Genomic DNA, 15,624 nt, shown 5'->3' on the forward strand with positions numbered 1-15,624 from the left:
CGAGCATCCTCAAGGCGAAAGTAGGTAGCCGCTGCGATAGGCTTCGGCGCCCGCGACGTGGGCGATGACCATGCCGGCGGTGGCCATGCGTCGCAGCGAGCGCGCGTACAGCAGGCCGGCGGCGGTGCAATGAATGGGGGTGACCTTGTCGTGGATCGGGTCGATGATTTCGGCGATCTGCTGCCCGGCTTCCAGATATTGGCCGGGCGTTGCGCAGTACACCAGCAGGCCGCCGACGGGCGTGGTCACCGGTTCGACACCGGCCAGCGGCGTGGCCGGGTACGGCAGCGGCGGTTGCGGCTTGGTTTCGCCGACGATGGCGTCGAACTGGATCAGGTAATCGATCAGCGCCTGACAGTCGCGGCTGGCCAGCGGGTGATTGACGTCGCCCTGGCCGCGCAACTCGACGGTCACCGAGAAACTGCCCAGGGGAATCTCGAAGTGCTCACCGAAGCGCTCGCGCAATTGCCACCAGAGCAGGGTGAAGCATTCGTCGAACGACTGGCCGCCGGAGTCGGTAGCGAGCAGGCTGGCCTGGGCTTCGATATAGCGCGCCAGCGGCTCGACCTGCGGCCACGCCTCGGGCGTGGTGTACAGGTGGACCACCGATTCGAAATCGCAGTGCAAGTCCAGCACCATGTCGGCATCGCAAGCCAGGCGTTGCAGGGTCAGACGCTGGGATTGCAGTTGCGTGGTCGGCGTCTGACGGGCGAGGGCGTTGCGCAGGCTGGCCCGGATCAGTTCAAGGTTGTGCTGCGCATCGTCGTTGAGTCGGCCCTCGATGGTGTTGCCGATTTCTTCGCTGAGGTCGACGAACCAGCGATTGAAATTCTGCCCGCTCTCCAGGTCATAGCGGCCCAGCGGCACGTCCATCAGCACTTGTTCGAGGCCGACCGGGTTGGCCACCGGCACCAGAACGATTTCGCTGCGCAGGCGACCGGCGGCTTCAAGCTCCGCCAGACGCTGCTTGAGGTGCCAGGCGACCAGCATGCCCGGCAGTTCATCGGCGTGCAGCGACGCCTGAATGTAAACCTTGCCCTTGGCCTGCTGTGGGCCGAAGTGGAAGCTGTGAATCTGCCGTGCGGTCCCCGGCAGCGGGGCCAGCAGGTCATGGATCTGGTGGCGCATTGTTATCTCTTTATTGTCAAACCGGTGCTAGTGAGTCGGCCCGAGGAAGGCCAGCCAACGGCGTTCGGCGAGGCGAAACAGGCCGACCAGCGCAAAGGTGATGGTCAGGTAGATCAACGCGGCAATGCCGAACGACTGGAACGTCAGGAAGGTCGCCGAGTTGGCGTCCCGTGCGACTTTCAGGATATCGGGAATGGTCGCGGTGAACGCCACCGTGGTCGAGTGCAGCATCAGGATCACTTCGTTGCTGTAGTAAGGCAACGAACGGCGCAGTGCCGACGGCATGATCACGTAGGCATACAGCTTCCAGCCGGTCAGGCCATAAGCCTTGGCCGCTTCGACTTCGCCGTGGTTCATGCTGCGAATCGCCCCGGCGAAAATCTCCGTGGTGTACGCGCAGGTGTTGAGGGCGAAGGCGAGGATCGTGCAGTTCATCGCATCGCGAAAGAAACTGTCGAGGATCGGCTGTTCGCGCACGGCGGCGAGGCTGTAGATGCCGGTGTAGCAGATCAGCAACTGGATATACAGCGGCGTGCCGCGGAACAGGTAGGTGTAGAACTGCACCGGCCAGCGGATGTAGAAGTGCGGCGATACCCGTGCAATCGACAGTGGAATCGAGACGATGAAGCCGATGCCGATCGACGCGGTGAGCAGCCACATCGTCATCGCCAGCCCGGTGATGTTCTGGCCGTCGGTATATAGGAAGGCTTTCCAGTATTCCTGCAGGAGTTCGATCATCGTACGGCCTCCCGGGCACCGGCGGCGTAGCGGCGTTCGAGCCAGCGCAGGATGAAGTTCGAAGCACTGGTGATCAGCAGATAGATCAAGGCGGCGAGAACCAGGAAGTAGAACAGTTGATAGGTGCTTTTACCGGCGTCCTGGGCGGCCTTGACCAGATCGGCGAGGCCGATGATCGACACCAGTGCGGTGGCCTTGAGCATGACCATCCAGTTGTTGCCGATGCCCGGCAGGGCGAAACGCATCATCTGCGGAAACACCACGTAGCGAAACCGCTGGCCGCGTTTGAGGCCATACGCGGTGGCGGCTTCGACCTGACCACGCGGCACCGCGAGGATCGCGCCCCGGAAGGTCTCGGTGAAATACGCGCCATAAATGAAGCCCAGCGTCAGCACGCCGGCGCTGAACGGGTCGATCTCGATGTATTCCCATTCCATGTAGTCGGTCAGCGTGGTCAGCCAGGTTTGCAGGCTGTAGAAGATCAACAGCATCAGCACCAGGTCCGGCACGCCGCGAATTAGCGTGGTGTAGAGCTGCGCGGGCAGGCGCACCAGTTTGACTTTCGACAGTTTGGCACTGGCGCCGAGCAGGCCGAGCAACACGGCCACCAGCAGCGACATCGCCGATAATTTGATGGTCATCCAGGTGCCTTGCAGCAGCAACGGGCCGAAGCCCTGCAGACTGAACGAGGCCAGCCCCAGATTTTGCAGGAGGGTTTCAAACATAAATCAGCAACCTGAGCGGATGGAAAAGGCGCCCATCGAGGATGGGCGCCGGGGCATTATTTGCCGCTGTACAGATTCAGGTCGCCAAAGTGTTTCTTTTGAATCTCGGCGTATTTGCCGTCGTCGTGTAACGCTTTGATACCTTTATCCAAAAGCGCCTTCAGCTCAGTGTTACCTTTCTTGATACCGACAGCCGTTTTCGCTGGCAGCAATTCGCTGTCGACCGGCTGGCTGATTTCGTAATCGGCGCCTTTCGGCGACTTCAGAAAGCCCAGTTCGGCTTGCAGCATGTCCTGGATACCGGCGTCGAGACGGCCGGAGGTCAGGTCGGAGTACACCTGATCCTGGTTCTGATAGGCCTGGGTTTTCACGCCAGCCTTGTCCAGTACGGCTTTGGCGTAGGCTTCCTGAATCGTGCCTTGCTCATAGCCAACGGTTTTGCCCTTGAGCGAAGCGACGTCGGCGGTGATGCCGGAACCCTTTTTGAACACGTAAGCGGTCGGGCCGGAAAACAGTTCGCTGGAGAAGTCGATGACCTTCTCGCGCGCCGGGGTCACGGTCATCGACGAGATCACACCGTCGAACTTGTTGGCCTTGAGGCCCGGAATCATGCCGTCGAAATCGCTTTCGACCCACTTGCACTTGACCTTCAGTTCGGCGCAGATCGCGTTGCCCAGGTCGATATCGAACCCGACCAGGCTGCCGTCGGCCGCTTTCGACTCGAACGGTGCGTACGAAGGGTCAACGCCAAAGCGCAGCTCTTTGTATTCCTTGGCCAGCGCGGAGCCGGCGGCCATGCACAACGCCAGTGCAGAAAGGGTCAGCAATGCTTTTTTCATTATTCAATCCCTAAGAACCAATATGAGCGCTTGTGGCGCAGAATTATTGTTACTGCAACGCTTACGACCTATAGAAAGTAGCAATTTCCGAACCAGAGTGCCGAACAGGTGTTTTAAAAGGTTCAGTAAGGAGGGGCAAGGGCAACCGGATGCCCGGAAACGGGCGCGGCGTTTTTCCTGCACCGTTTGCGAGCGCACGTTGAGTTGGTGGCAGCCATTACCTGTGGCGAGGGAGCTTGCTCCCGCTGGAGAGCGAAGCACTCCCCGGCGCTTTGCCTGAGAAATCGGCGGTGCAGGCTTTGCGACTGCAGCGCAGCCGGGCGGGAGCAAGCTCCCTCGCCACAGGGTTTCGCTCAGGCGAGCAGATCCTGGAGGGTTGCGAGGCTGTCGGCTTCTTCGACGGTCTTGTCCTTGCGCCAGCGCAGCATGCGCGGGAAGCGCACGGCGATGCCGCTCTTGTGGCGGCGCGACAGGGCGATGCCCTCGAAGCCGAGTTCGAACACCAGACTCGGTTTCACGCTGCTCACCGGGCCGAATTTTTCGACTGTGGTCTTGCGCACGATGCTGTCGACCTGGCGCATCTCTTCATCGGTCAGCCCCGAATAGGCCTTGGCGAACGGCACCAGCGAGCGCTGGCTGGATTCGGGTGGACCGTCCCACACGGCGAAGGTGTAATCGCTGTACAGACTGGCGCGGCGGCCGTGTCCGCGCTGTGCGTAAATCAGCACGGCATCAACGCTGAACGGGTCGACCTTCCATTTCCACCACACGCCCATGTCCTTGGTCCGACCGACGCCATACAACGAATCGCGGGCCTTGAGCATCATGCCTTCGACGCCGAGTTTGCGTGATGCCTCGCGCTGGCGCCCGAGATCGAGCCAGTCTTCGCCGGTCAGTACAGGGGAGGGCAGCAGCACCGGGCTGTTGCAGCGCGCGATCACTTCCTCTAGTTGCGCACGGCGCTTGGCTTGCGGTTGATTACGCCAGTCCTCGCCCTGCCATTCCAGCAGGTCGTAGGCGAGCACCACCACCGGCACTTCTTCGAGAATCTTCTTGTCGAGCGTTTTGCGACCGATGCGTTGTTGCAGCGAGGCGAAAGGTTGCACAGCTGGCGGCTCATCGGATTGCGGATCGAAGGCGTCTTCGGTGGTCGGATGAGTGCTCTTCCACACGACGATTTCACCGTCGATCACCGTGCCGTCGGGCAAGCCGTGCACCAGCACATCGAATTCGGGGAAGCGCTCGGTCACCAGTTCCTCGCCGCGGGACCACACCCACAGCTTGCCGTCACGCTTGACCACTTGCGCGCGGATGCCGTCCCACTTCCATTCCACCTGCCAGTCGCTGGCCGGACCGAGCAGTGCTTCGAATTCCTCGACCGGTTGCGCCAAGGCGTGGGCGAGAAAAAACGGGTAGGGCTGGCCGCCGCGCTGGGCGTGCTCATCAGCGGATTCGGGGGCGATCAGTTTCAGGTAACTCGCGGCGTTGGGCCGGTTCGACAGATCGGTGTACCCGACCAGACGCTGGGCCACGCGTTTGCTGTCAAGCCCGGCCATCGAGGCGAGGGCGCGGGTGACCAGCAACTTCGACACGCCGACCCGGAAACTGCCAGTGATCAACTTGATGCAGAGCATCAGGCTCGCCCGATCCAGCTCCGCCCATAACATTGGCAGTTGCCGCGCCAGGTACTCGGGCGTTTCACCGCGCATTGGCAGCAGCTTGTCTTCGATCCATTCGGCGAGACCGGCCTCGGAGCTGTGCGAATTTTCCGGCAGCACCAGAGAAATGGTCTCGGCCAGATCGCCGACGGCTTGATAGCTCTCTTCGAACAACCACGGCTCCAGCCCCGAAACTTCCACCGCCAGCTCACGGAGGATGCGCACCGGAACCAGTTGTCGCGGCCGCCCACCGGAAAGGAAATACACCGCCCAGGCGGCATCTTCCGGCGCGGCCTGCGCGAAGTAGGCCTGCATCGCCGCCAGCTTGGCGTTGCTCGACGTGGTCGCATCGAGTTCGGCATATAACTCGGCGAAGGCTTTCATGGGGAAGTCTCGGCAACGGTGGGTTCGACGGCGATGTCTTCTTCGTCATCGCCGTATTCAGTGGTGAAGCCTTGGGCATCGAGGCCCTGTTCGCGCAAATGGCGCACGAGCACGCCGATCGAGCCGTGGGTGACCATGACCCGTTCGGCGCCGGTCTGGTTGATCGCCCAGAGCAGGCCGGGCCAGTCAGCGTGGTCGGACAGGACGAAACCACGATCTACACCACGCCGACGTCGAGTGCCGCGCAGGCGCATCCAGCCGCTGGCAAAGGCATCGCTGAAATCGCCGAAACGGCGCATCCACGTGCTGCCGCCCGCCGACGGCGGGGCGATGACCAGCGCCTGACGCATGATCGGATCGCTTTTTTTCACGTCGCCCGCGTAGATCGTCGGCGGCAGGTACACGCCAGCGTCGCGGTAGACGCGGTTCAACGGTTCGACTGCACCGTGGCTGAGGATCGGCCCGAGGGTTTCGTCGATGCCGTGGAGAATCCGCTGGGCCTTGCCGAAGGAATAGCAGAACAGCACGCTGGCCTTGCCGGCGGCGATATTGGCCGCCCACCACTGATTGATCTCGTCGAAAATCTGCGCCTGCGGCTGCCAGCGATAGATCGGCAGGCCAAAGGTCGATTCGGTAATGAAGGTGTGGCAGCGCACCGGTTCGAACGGGGCGCAGGTGCCGTCCGGCTCAACCTTGTAATCGCCCGACGCGACCCAGACTTCGCCGCCGTATTCCAGACGCACCTGCGCCGAACCGAGGACATGCCCGGCGGGATGAAAGCTCAGAGTGACCCCGTGGTGAGTCAGACGCTGGCCATAATCGAGAGTTTGCAACTGGATATCCTGACCGAGGCGCGCGCGCAGAATCCCGGCGCTGGCGCTGCTCGACAGGTAATGCTGATTACCGGTCCGCGCGTGATCGCCATGGGCATGGGTGATCACCGAACGCTCGACCGGTCGCCAGGGATCGATATAGAAATCCCCGGCGGGGCAGTAGAGACCTTCAGGTCGGGCGATAACAAGATCCATGTCGTGACCGGAATGGGGGGCTTGTTAGCTATGAGGCGGGTGTCAGGCTGGAAGTTCGATTGGCTTTAAAGCGCTACCCTCACCCCAGCCCTCTCCCGGAGGGAGAGGGGGCCGACCGAAGTGTCTGGCGAGGTACATCGACCTGAGGGACCGAATTGAATATGGATCCGGCACAGCCTTGAGCCTGGTCCAATGTTGGATTCAGCGCCTCTCTTTCAGGTCGGCGCAAGACCGAAGCATCCCCCAATCAGTCCCCTCTCCCTCCGGGAGAGGGCTAGGGTGAGGGGCTGTTGATCTTTGCTTTACTTGCCGGGAGTCAGGGTCAAACGAGTCTTGCCATACACCCGATCGAAATTCTGCGGCTGCATCGGCAAGCCGATGTACTGACCCTTGAGCCATGCATCGATCCCGTTCAAATAATTCGGACTCAGCGGATTGCCCGACTGACCCGTGCCGTTCTGCGCCATCAGCGGTTCGCTCTGGCCGAAGTCGACGATAAAACGCATCGCCGGCGCACGGGTCGTGACGAAGTCCTGGCCCCAGGCAAACGCCGAAGTGTTCAGGGTGGTGTGATCGCCACCGGCCGCCAACGGCCCGCGAACGGTCTGGCCATTGCTGTTCTTCCACGCATAGCTGTGCAATTTGCCCCACTGCCAGGCGCGGTGGTCGCCGCCCAATTGACTGTCACCGGCAGTGATGGCCGCCGCGAGGCTACGGGCGAGAATCACGCTTTTGTCTTCCTTCTGCGGCGTACGGACATCGTCCCAGAACGGACTGTCCTCACGCCCCAGCAGATGATCGGCCTGCGCTGCGTAGGACAGATCGCCATTGGCGACAAAGGCCTTCCACGCCGGGCTCGACTCAGGCCCCAATTCGTCGAGGAAAATCTGCTTCATGCTTTCCTGCAGAAACAACTCATAAATCGCTGCATCCGCAGAGGTCGGGCTGAGCTTGCCGTCGAAGGCCATCAAGCGCGTGAAGGCTTCGCGGGCCTTGCTGCGTTCGGCTTCCGGCAGGGCATCGATCGCCTGTTTCAGCGGTTGCTTCATGCCCGGTGCTTCGAAGACTTTTTTCAGCTTGGCGGCGAAGGTGGTGGTCTGGTCGTACTGCATGGTGATCACGCTGCGGCTGTCGTGCTTGCCGCTGCCGGCCATTTCCGCCAGGCGTTCGCCGCGCTCCGGTGCCGCCCAGGATTTCGACAACTGCATGCCGTAACCGTCGGGGATGACGCGCTGGTTGGCGGTGCCGAGCCAGCCTTGTGCCGGGTCCTGATCGTAGGGGTGCAACATCGGGTCGGCGTAACCGTCCCAGTCGTAGCGACCGTCCCAGCCCGGCGAGGGCAGCAGGCCTTCGCCTTCGCGGCGGTTGGGGAAGCGGCCGGTGACTTGCCAGCCGATATTGCTCGCATCGGCGAATACCAGATTCAGGGTAATGGCGCGGATTTCGCGGCTGGCGTCCGAAGCGCGCTCGACGTTTTGCGCGCGGGTCAGATCGAAGAAGGCATCCAGGGTTTTGTCGTCGGTGAAATTCGGTGTCTGCAACGCGAGGCCGAAGCCGCTGCCTTGCGCCGCTGCCTGGGCACTGTTGAGCAGCGCGCCGTGGCGGGTTTCGTAAACGGCTTCGCGAATCGGTCGCTGGCCTTTGACGAAGTAGGTCTCGTTGCGCACGCCCAACGGCTGCCATTTGCCGTTGACCTCATAAGTCAGGCTGCTGCCCTGACGGCGGATTTTCTCGAGGAACAGGTCCTGATTGTCGCCGAGCACGCTGGTCATGCTCCACGCCACTTTGCCATTGAAGCCGCCGAGCACCATCGGCAGGCCGGCAACCGTGACGCCAGCGGCCTGATATTTCGGCGCGCGGATCTGCACGAAACTCCACAACGACGGCGCGGCGAGCGGCCCGTGCGCGTCGCTGGCCAGCAGACTCTTGCCGCTACGGCTGCGTTGCGGGGCGATCGCCCAGTTGTTCGCAGTCGGTGTGGCGAGCAGGTTCAGCGCCGACAGCTGCTGGCTGGCGCTGCTCAGTTCGGTCAGGCCCGGAATCTGCCCGTTGAGCTTGAGGCCTTGCAGCTTGTCGGCTTCCGCCACCGGTAGATTTTCATCGGGCGCCGACGGGCTCAGCCAGGCGAGTTTGTCAGTGGTCACGGTTTGCGCGAGCACCAGTGACTGGATTTCCTCCGGCAGGTTGGCCGACTGGCTGAAATTCAGCAGGGCAAAGATCAGCGCCGAATCTTCCGGTTTCCAGTATTCCGGTTTGTAACCGCTGGCGGCGAGGTCGCCCGGCAACTTGTCGGCGTAGCGGAACAGGTAGGCGTTGACGCCCCGTGCGTATACCTCGAAGAAGCGTTTGAGGCGCGGCGACGAGGCCTTGTAGAGCTCGCCGGCGCTCTTCTTCAGATTGACCGCGCGCATGTAGCGGTCGGCATCGAGCATCGACGCGCCGGACATTTCCGCCAGCCGGCCCTGGGCCAACAGACGCAGGGTGACCATCTGATTGATGCGGTCGCTGGCGTGGACATAGCCGAGGCTGAACAGCGCGTCATGGAAGCTGTTGCTCTCGATCAACGGCATGCCCATCGCATTGCGCCGCACCGACACGTTCTGCGCCAGGCCCTTGAGCGGTTGCACGCCGGAGGTCGGCGGCAGGCTGTCCTGGGCGTTCCAGGTCTGGCAACCGGACAAACCGAGAACACCGGCCACTGCTGCGGCAACGCCGAACCGGGGAAGAAAATGTGTAAGGGCTGGCGAGGCCATGGCGAAGCTCCTGCGGGGGTATAAGGCTGGGGGCGCAATAAAGCCGCTACGTTAGTGAGGGCGCGAGGGCCGCGCAAGCGGGGCGAGTGGTTATTTGTGCAGTTGTCGGCTGATCGGTCACAGGCGTGAGAGTTGCTTGTGGGAAAGCGCTGATGTTGAACTACGGAATAAGTCCCGAGACCTGTCAGGAGAAAGATCGCTATGGCGCTTCAAAGCAACGCTGCGCTGATCATCATCGACCAGCAGAAAGGCATTCTGCATCCGCGTCTGGGGCGGCGGAATAATCCTCAGGCCGAAGACAGAATGCTTGAGTTATTGGCGCTGTGGCGCCTGCGCGGGCGCCCGGTGATTCACGTGCAGCATTTGTCGCGCTCGCCTGACTCGGTGTTCTGGCCCGAGCAGGCCGGAGTGGAGTTTCAAGAGCGATTTGTGCCTCAGGTCGGGGAATGGCTGATCCAGAAACAGGTGCCGGACGCGTTTTGTGCCAGTGGGCTGGAGGCGCAGTTGCGTGAGGCTGGGATCGGGCAACTGATCATCGTTGGTGTGGCGACCAATAACTCTGTTGAGTCGACGGCGCGCACTGCGGGCAACCTGGGGTTCGACACATGGGTGGCAGAGGATGCGTGTTTTACCTTCGACAAAGCCGATTATTTCGGCACGCCACGTACCGCTGAAGAGGTGCACGGGATGTCGCTGGGGAATCTGCATGGGGAGTATGCGACGGTGGTCAGTAGTGCGCAGCTGTTGGCGGCAGACTGAAGTTTTTAGGTGAATGGACCGACGCTTTCGCGAGCAGGCTCGCTCCTGTAGGAGTGAGCCTGCTCGCGAAAGCGTTTGATCAGTCGATATCAATTTCGGATGTGCCGGCCCCATCGCGAGCAGGCTCACTCCTACAGGAGATCGGTACGCGGTCACTGTGGGAGCGAGCCTGCTCGCGAAGACGGTGTGTCAGGCGAAGCAGGTCTCCGCCCGAACCATCAAGCGCCGTGGCACTTCTTGAATTTCTTGCCGTTGCCGCACGGGCAAGGGTCGTTGCGGCCGACGTCTTTCAGGGCGTTGCGCACCGGTTCCTGGTGGGCGTGGCCGCAGTTCGGGCCGTGGACATGACCATGGTCGTGATCGTGATGGTGGTCATGATCGTGGTTGCAGTCAGGGCCATGGACATGAGGTTGCTGGGTCATCGAGGTCACTCCGGAGTTAGATCGGCGGGGATTATCACGCCATTGCGCTCAAGGTGCACGTAGTGGGCGATGAATAAACCGGTTTCCATTTCCCCCTGCAATCGATAGGGAATCTGCTGATTCGGATTTTTCAGCAGTTTCACCACCTGTTTGATCTTCGGCCACAGGTTGGTGCGGATCGGCACTTTGAAATAGGCGCTGCGCTTCGGCCCGACGGTAAACCAGTGCTCATGCTCGCCCTCGGTGAGCAGCATGTCGGCCAGATGGATGCGGTATTCCAGACCGCGTACGGTCAGGTCGCTGTCGTTGGGATTGTCGACGCGAAAGTGCAGGATGAATTTCTGCTCGAGCAGTTTGGCCCGTACCACCTCGACTTTCACCAGATGCACGGCGGGTTCGACGCTGTCATCACTGAACCACGAGGCACAGCCGCCGAGGTTTACGATCAGCATCAACAGCAGAAAATTTAATGTGCGCCGGCGACCGAGCATGGTTGTACTCCCTTTATTGCCAGTCTAGACGCTAAAAGATCGCAGCCTTCGGCAGCTCCTACAGAATGAACGCAAATCCTGTGTAGGAGCTGCCGAAGGCTGCGATCTTTTGATCTTCAGCTCAAGCGCCGAAATAACCCGCACAGCACTTCTTGAACTTCTGCCCGCTGCCGCAAGGGCAGCCGTCATTGCGCCCCAATTTCATCTGCACCGTCGGATCGATGAAATACCAGCGCCCGGCGTTCTGCACAAACGAGGAGCGCTCGCGGTGGCTGTGCTCGCCCTGGCTGTCGTGCCAGCGCGCAGTGAAGGTGACGAAAGCATGTTCCGGCTGACCGCCGAAGACTTCCGAGCTTTCGACCTCAAGACCGAGCCAGGTGCTTTGCGCACTCCAGTCGCTGATCGATTGTCGGTTCAATCCCGCTTGCTGGGCGGGCAGGGTGGTCGCCACCAGATAGTCGATCAGCCCCAGCACATAAGCGCTGTAGCGCGAGCGCATCAAGGCTTCGGCGCACGGTGCCGGGTGGCCGTCATGATAAGGGCCGCAGCAGGCATCCAGCAGATTGCCGCTGCCGCATGGGCAAATGGCTGTACTCATTGCATTACCACCAGTATTTCCCGAAATTTTCCGGATTGGCCCAGAAGCGTGAATTGAGCCAGTCGGGGACTTGTTTGTAGTCAAGCAGATCGTAAGTGAACAGCGTCAGCACCTGCTCGTCGCGCTGGAAACGCTCGCTGGCCTGCAGTGCCAGCGAATAGAAATCGGTTTCCTGCCAGCCACTGGCCGCGAGATCAGCCAGCACCGCGATGCGACTGGCGTTGAGATTGCGGATGCCGCCCAACAGGTTCAGGCCGTCGCGCTTGGGCAGATGTTCCAGGCAATCGACTACCAGCGCCAGATCGAAGCGTTGCGCGGCCAGTTCGGCAGGCAATGCGCCGGGCGCGGCGTGGGCCACCAAGGTGTCAGGGTGCGCCTGCTTGAAGGCGTCCAGGGCTGGAAATGCGCTGGCGCCGATCAGCAGCAGACGAGCCGGGGCGTAGCGATCCAGCAAAGCGGCCAGCGCCTGTTGCGGCGTGCGCGAAGAAATGGCGACGTTCATCGAAGCTCCTCAGTCAGACCGCCAAGACTAGCCTGCCAGACTGCGGCGGCAAAGCGCCCGGTTGCGTGGTTTTCCTTAAAAGTGGCAAACCCCTGTGAACACGGTCGCAAACAGCGGTGGCCTATTGCTGGCGGAGATTAAAACTCCGGTCTTTAATCCCTGAATCGGTTTCAAGCCGATCCCTCAGGAGAAAACTAGATGAGCATAGTTCGGACAGCATTACCCTTGGTTCTGCTAACCAGTGTGTTGACTGGTTGTGCAGGTTTGCAGAAAACCGACTGGCCGACCTGTGCGGCAGTCGGTGGTGTGGTCGGTGCCGGTCTCGGCGCGACGGAAAGCGCTTCGTGGGCCGGTTATGGTGCGCTGCTGGTTGGCGGCACGGCGGCGGCTTATTGCTGGGTGCACGGTGATGGCGATGAGGACGGCGACGGCGTGCCGGACAGTCGCGACAAGTGCCCGGGCACGCCAAAAGGTGTGCAGGTCGATGCTGACGGTTGCCCACCACCGACGCCTGCGCCAGTGGTCGAAGAAGCGGTTGTGGTCAAGGAGGAAACCATCGTCATTCGTGATGTGCACTTCGAGTTCGACAAAGCCACGCTGACCGGCCCTGACAAGCAAGTGCTCGACAAAGTCGCCGATCGCCTGAAACAGGAGTCCTCCACCGCGCAACTGACCGTGACCGGTCACACCGACAGTGTCGGCAGCGATGCCTACAACAAGAAACTCTCGGATCGGCGTGCGCACTCGGTGGTGGAATACCTGATCCAGCAGGGCGTACCGCGTGCCAGCTTCGTTTCGGTGTCGGGCCTTGGTGAAAGCCAGCCTGTCGCTGACAACAAGTCGGCCGATGGTCGCGCGCAGAACCGTCGCACCGAAATCAAAATCGTCCGCTAGCCCCTCTCGCATCCGCGGCTTGTGCAGTCGCGGATGCGGGTCTTTACTCCTGTGTAACCGGTATGGGCCGGTACACAGGAGCGTTCACAAATGCGTGTTTTCTCAAGGTCCGTCTTGCCGGTGCTGCTGCTTGGCAGCTTGCTCACCGGTTGTGCCACTCACAGCGATGGCACCGCCCCCCTCAATCAACGTACGTGGCCGATCTGCAGCCTGCTTGGCGGCCTGGTCGGCGGCGGTCTTGGTGCCATTGAAAGCGCCGGCTGGGCCGGCGGCGGCGCGGCATTGGGCATCGTCACCGGTGGCCTGATCTGTTATGCCCAGGATGGCGACGAAGACAGCGACGGCGTGTTCGACCGCCGCGACCGCTGCCCGGACACGCCGGAAAACACCGAAGTCGATCACCGTGGCTGCCCGCGGCCGCAATATCCGGTCGCAGTAAAACCGGTCGAACCGGCGCCGCAAACCGAAGTGATCACCCTGAGCGATGCCGGCAACGTGTTGTTCGATTTCGACAAATCCGATCTGACCCCGGCAGCAAAAGCCCAGCTCGACACTTTGATGGACAAGCTGCGCAATGCCGATGTGGTCAGCATCAAAGTCATCGGGCATACCGACAGCAAAGGCTCCGATGCCTATAACCAGGCATTGTCGGAACGCCGTGCCAGCAGTGTCGCCGCGTACCTGCTCAGTCAGGGCCTGGCGCCGAACAAGCTCACCAGCGAAGGGCGAGGCGAGAGTGAACCGGTGGCCGATAACGCCAGCGATGAAGGTCGCGCAGAAAACCGCCGCGTCGAGCTGCACATCAATCGTTAGGAAAGGTCTGTAGTCCGCAGGCTAGAGCTGCCGGGCCGAAATCATCGGCTCGGCAGCCTTTTACCCGGTGTTTGTAGAAATTTCATTTTTCCCTCTGGCTTATCCCCCGCAGAAGCCGGTACTGTGCGTGCAAAGAATAATTCGCAACACGGGGGAGCGTATGAAGGTGTTCTGGGGGCTGGGGCGTTTGCTGACCCTGCTGTTCTGCTGCGTGGTGCTGGCCAATCAACTGGTGCCGTTCGTCCATCCGCTGCATCTGCTGGTCAATCTGGCTGGCGCTCTGTTGTTGCTGATTCACGTACTCGAAGTGCTGCTGTGCAATCGCAGTCTCAAGGGGCGTCCGCATCCTTGGCGTGATCGTGGGCGCATTCTGTTGTTCGGCGTTTTCCATCTGCAAACCATCCCGGCCCCGGCCGCTCCGGAGGCTTCTTCCCATGCGTAAACTCTGCCTGCTCGCTGCATTCATCAGTCCACTGGCCTGCGCCCAAGTGGTCAACGTGCAAAGCAATTCGCTGATGCGCTTGCCCAACACCACCAGCACCCTGCAACTGGAGAAGCTGGAAGTTGCCGATTACGGCACCTTGCTGATCCCGTCCAACGTGACCGAATTGAACATCGATGAACTGCGCCTTGGCCATGAAGCGCGCATCGCCATCGTGCCGGCGGAACAGGCGCTGGAGCTGAAGGTCAACCGCGCCGAGTTGAGCGACGGCAGCCAGATCACCGCACGCGGCGCCCCCGGCACTTATGAAAAGGCTGCCCGCGCCGGGCGCAATCTGAACCTGCAATTTCAGGCCCTGAGCGCGCCGCAACTGACCGTCGATGCCCGTGGCGGCACCGGCGCACCGGGTTTCGTCGGCCTCGACGGCGGCAACGGTGAAGATCCGGGCTGCACCTATGGTTCGGCTGGCCACGGCGCCGATGGCAGTGACGGCAGTGATGGCCAGCCGGGCGCGCCGGGTGCGCTGGTGCGCCTTGCCGTGCCACGGGATTTCCCGGCCGAGCTGATCAAGGTCAACGTGGCTGGCGGTGCCGGCGGCCCGGCGGGTGTCGGTGGTAAAGCGGGGAAGGGCGGCAAGTCCAAGGGCTGCCTGGTGTATCGCGCCGATGGCGGCAAGAACGGCAAGGCCGGGGCTGATGGGCAGCCTGGGCCGACAGGGGCGGCGGGTGCCGTAACCGTGCAGCGTCTCTAAAGGCAAGCCCTCACCCCAGCCCTCTCCCAGAGGGAGAGGGAGCCGACCGAGGTGTCTGTCGCTATCCATCGACCTGAAAGACCAGGTCGATTATGGATTCAGCGAAAATCTTCCAAGTCGGCGTAACTCCTCAATATCCCCCAATCAGTCCCCTCTCCCTCTGGGAGAGGGCTAGGGTGAGGGGCTTTTGATCTTTGAGTCGCAGATTGTCAGAACATCGGCCGAGCCGCAGCCACCGCCACCAACACCAACCCGACCAGCAGATTAAGCCCCACCACCCGCCGAATCCGCCCCAGCACCGCCGCACCCGCCGGCCAGTCCTTTGCCTCGACCGCCTTGCGCAACTCCGGCAGCATCAACCCCTGAATGCGGATGAACAGCGCCGTCATCACCACATACAAACCGATCATCACCTGCACATACTTCGGTGCGGTCTCAAAGCCGACCTGCTGCAAGTGCAACATGCCTACGCCGCTGATCGGCAACAGAATCACCGCGACCCAGACCCAGCGGAAAAAACCTTGAAACACTTCCACCCACAGGGTCAGGCGAGCGGGGCCCTCGAGAGCCTTCACAGCCCCAGGGCGCAAGACCATCCAGGCGAAAAACATGCCGCCAACCCACACCAGAGCGGCGAGGACATGCAGGGGATAAACGAGGCTAAAAGGTGTCATTGGGTCACTCCGTTCTGCGCGGGAT

The 15,624-nt window shown here is 61.6% G+C and carries 17 protein-coding genes; 5 read left to right on the forward strand and 12 right to left on the reverse strand.

The window, feature by feature from the left end:
* Positions 1–9: 9 nt before the first annotated feature.
* The 7 genes from LIS66_RS06005 to LIS66_RS06035 all read right to left on the reverse strand — a co-directional run bounded on the left by LIS66_RS06005 (position 10) and on the right by LIS66_RS06035 (position 9,253).
* Positions 10–1,128 (reverse strand): succinylglutamate desuccinylase/aspartoacylase family protein, encoded by a 1,119-nt coding sequence (locus tag LIS66_RS06005; RefSeq protein WP_227973801.1) that lies wholly within the window; start codon positions 1,126–1,128, stop codon positions 10–12.
* 27 nt (positions 1,129–1,155) lie between these two features.
* A complete protein-coding gene (locus LIS66_RS06010) occupies positions 1,156–1,866 on the reverse strand; it encodes an ABC transporter permease (RefSeq protein WP_042608233.1) in 711 nt (236 codons plus the stop codon).
* A complete protein-coding gene (locus tag LIS66_RS06015; protein WP_227973802.1) occupies positions 1,863–2,591 on the reverse strand; it encodes an ABC transporter permease in 729 nt (242 codons plus the stop codon). Before LIS66_RS06015 ends, LIS66_RS06010 begins: the two co-directional genes overlap by 4 nt.
* A gap of 56 nt (positions 2,592–2,647) precedes the next feature.
* Positions 2,648–3,430 (reverse strand): transporter substrate-binding domain-containing protein, encoded by a 783-nt coding sequence (locus tag LIS66_RS06020; RefSeq protein WP_042608231.1) that lies wholly within the window; start codon positions 3,428–3,430, stop codon positions 2,648–2,650.
* A gap of 353 nt (positions 3,431–3,783) precedes the next feature.
* Entirely contained in the window at positions 3,784–5,472 is a 1,689-nt protein-coding gene (locus tag LIS66_RS06025) for an ATP-dependent DNA ligase (protein WP_227973803.1), read from the reverse strand.
* Positions 5,469–6,500: a ligase-associated DNA damage response exonuclease gene (locus LIS66_RS06030; RefSeq protein ID WP_042608229.1), complete on the reverse strand. Its 1,032-nt coding sequence runs from the start codon at positions 6,498–6,500 to the stop codon at positions 5,469–5,471. Before LIS66_RS06030 ends, LIS66_RS06025 begins: the two co-directional genes overlap by 4 nt.
* Before the next feature lie 302 nt (positions 6,501–6,802).
* The gene (locus LIS66_RS06035; RefSeq protein WP_227973804.1) at positions 6,803–9,253 is read right to left on the reverse strand and encodes a penicillin acylase family protein; all 2,451 of its coding nucleotides are present in this window, start codon (positions 9,251–9,253) and stop codon (positions 6,803–6,805) included.
* Positions 9,254–9,454: 201 nt separating this feature from the next.
* Between LIS66_RS06035 and LIS66_RS06040 the strand changes: the two genes are divergently transcribed.
* Complete coding sequence (locus LIS66_RS06040) at positions 9,455–10,012, forward strand: cysteine hydrolase family protein (protein ID WP_227973805.1); 558 nt, start codon at positions 9,455–9,457, stop codon at positions 10,010–10,012.
* Positions 10,013–10,230: 218 nt separating this feature from the next.
* Here the strand turns inward: LIS66_RS06040 and LIS66_RS06045 are convergent, their stop codons facing one another.
* The 4 genes from LIS66_RS06045 to LIS66_RS06060 all read right to left on the reverse strand — a co-directional run bounded on the left by LIS66_RS06045 (position 10,231) and on the right by LIS66_RS06060 (position 12,025).
* Entirely contained in the window at positions 10,231–10,434 is a 204-nt protein-coding gene (locus LIS66_RS06045) for an SEC-C metal-binding domain-containing protein (RefSeq protein WP_003198420.1), read from the reverse strand.
* Between the two features lie 5 nt (positions 10,435–10,439).
* Entirely contained in the window at positions 10,440–10,925 is a 486-nt protein-coding gene (locus LIS66_RS06050; RefSeq protein WP_042608227.1) for an LEA type 2 family protein, read from the reverse strand.
* Between the two features lie 121 nt (positions 10,926–11,046).
* On the reverse strand, positions 11,047–11,523 hold the full coding sequence (locus LIS66_RS06055; RefSeq protein ID WP_116658542.1) for a YchJ family protein: 477 nt from the start codon (positions 11,521–11,523) through the stop codon (positions 11,047–11,049).
* Between the two features lie 4 nt (positions 11,524–11,527).
* A complete protein-coding gene (locus tag LIS66_RS06060) occupies positions 11,528–12,025 on the reverse strand; it encodes a DUF6231 family protein (protein WP_042608225.1) in 498 nt (165 codons plus the stop codon).
* A 198-nt stretch (positions 12,026–12,223) separates the two neighbouring features.
* Between LIS66_RS06060 and LIS66_RS06065 the strand changes: the two genes are divergently transcribed.
* The 4 genes from LIS66_RS06065 to LIS66_RS06080 all read left to right on the forward strand — a co-directional run bounded on the left by LIS66_RS06065 (position 12,224) and on the right by LIS66_RS06080 (position 14,925).
* Positions 12,224–12,919 (forward strand): OmpA family protein, encoded by a 696-nt coding sequence (locus LIS66_RS06065; RefSeq protein WP_024011908.1) that lies wholly within the window; start codon positions 12,224–12,226, stop codon positions 12,917–12,919.
* Positions 12,920–13,009: 90 nt separating this feature from the next.
* Complete coding sequence (locus LIS66_RS06070) at positions 13,010–13,732, forward strand: OmpA family protein (RefSeq protein WP_042608224.1); 723 nt, start codon at positions 13,010–13,012, stop codon at positions 13,730–13,732.
* 160 nt (positions 13,733–13,892) lie between these two features.
* On the forward strand, positions 13,893–14,174 hold the full coding sequence (locus tag LIS66_RS06075) for a DUF1145 domain-containing protein (RefSeq protein WP_042608223.1): 282 nt from the start codon (positions 13,893–13,895) through the stop codon (positions 14,172–14,174).
* A complete protein-coding gene (locus tag LIS66_RS06080; protein WP_227973806.1) occupies positions 14,167–14,925 on the forward strand; it encodes a collagen-like triple helix repeat-containing protein in 759 nt (252 codons plus the stop codon). Before LIS66_RS06075 ends, LIS66_RS06080 begins: the two co-directional genes overlap by 8 nt.
* Before the next feature lie 209 nt (positions 14,926–15,134).
* On the opposite strand, the gene LIS66_RS06085 is transcribed toward LIS66_RS06080, so the two are convergent.
* Positions 15,135–15,599: a CopD family protein gene (locus tag LIS66_RS06085; protein ID WP_227973807.1), complete on the reverse strand. Its 465-nt coding sequence runs from the start codon at positions 15,597–15,599 to the stop codon at positions 15,135–15,137.
* Between the last annotated feature and the right edge of the window lie 25 nt (positions 15,600–15,624).

It is taken from the genome of Pseudomonas sp. HN2 (genome assembly GCF_020736465.1).
Lineage (GTDB): Bacteria > Pseudomonadota > Gammaproteobacteria > Pseudomonadales > Pseudomonadaceae > Aquipseudomonas > Aquipseudomonas moraviensis_A.

Bases quoted from the DNA above. Each gene is read 5' to 3' on its own strand.
- LIS66_RS06005 (WP_227973801.1), bottom strand. From the start codon at position 1,128: ATGCGCCACCAGATCCATGACCTGCTGGCCCCGCTGCCGGGGACCGCA.
- LIS66_RS06010 (WP_042608233.1), bottom strand. From the start codon at position 1,866: ATGATCGAACTCCTGCAGGAATACTGGAAAGCCTTCCTATATACCGAC.
- LIS66_RS06015 (WP_227973802.1), bottom strand. From the start codon at position 2,591: ATGTTTGAAACCCTCCTGCAAAATCTGGGGCTGGCCTCGTTCAGTCTG.
- LIS66_RS06020 (WP_042608231.1), bottom strand. From the start codon at position 3,430: ATGAAAAAAGCATTGCTGACCCTTTCTGCACTGGCGTTGTGCATGGCC.
- LIS66_RS06025 (WP_227973803.1), bottom strand. From the start codon at position 5,472: ATGAAAGCCTTCGCCGAGTTATATGCCGAACTCGATGCGACCACGTCG.
- LIS66_RS06030 (WP_042608229.1), bottom strand. From the start codon at position 6,500: ATGGATCTTGTTATCGCCCGACCTGAAGGTCTCTACTGCCCCGCCGGG.
- LIS66_RS06035 (WP_227973804.1), bottom strand. From the start codon at position 9,253: ATGGCCTCGCCAGCCCTTACACATTTTCTTCCCCGGTTCGGCGTTGCC.
- LIS66_RS06040 (WP_227973805.1), top strand. From the start codon at position 9,455: ATGGCGCTTCAAAGCAACGCTGCGCTGATCATCATCGACCAGCAGAAA.
- LIS66_RS06045 (WP_003198420.1), bottom strand. From the start codon at position 10,434: ATGACCCAGCAACCTCATGTCCATGGCCCTGACTGCAACCACGATCAT.
- LIS66_RS06050 (WP_042608227.1), bottom strand. From the start codon at position 10,925: ATGCTCGGTCGCCGGCGCACATTAAATTTTCTGCTGTTGATGCTGATC.
- LIS66_RS06055 (WP_116658542.1), bottom strand. From the start codon at position 11,523: ATGAGTACAGCCATTTGCCCATGCGGCAGCGGCAATCTGCTGGATGCC.
- LIS66_RS06060 (WP_042608225.1), bottom strand. From the start codon at position 12,025: ATGAACGTCGCCATTTCTTCGCGCACGCCGCAACAGGCGCTGGCCGCT.
- LIS66_RS06065 (WP_024011908.1), top strand. From the start codon at position 12,224: ATGAGCATAGTTCGGACAGCATTACCCTTGGTTCTGCTAACCAGTGTG.
- LIS66_RS06070 (WP_042608224.1), top strand. From the start codon at position 13,010: ATGCGTGTTTTCTCAAGGTCCGTCTTGCCGGTGCTGCTGCTTGGCAGC.
- LIS66_RS06075 (WP_042608223.1), top strand. From the start codon at position 13,893: ATGAAGGTGTTCTGGGGGCTGGGGCGTTTGCTGACCCTGCTGTTCTGC.
- LIS66_RS06080 (WP_227973806.1), top strand. From the start codon at position 14,167: ATGCGTAAACTCTGCCTGCTCGCTGCATTCATCAGTCCACTGGCCTGC.
- LIS66_RS06085 (WP_227973807.1), bottom strand. From the start codon at position 15,599: ATGACACCTTTTAGCCTCGTTTATCCCCTGCATGTCCTCGCCGCTCTG.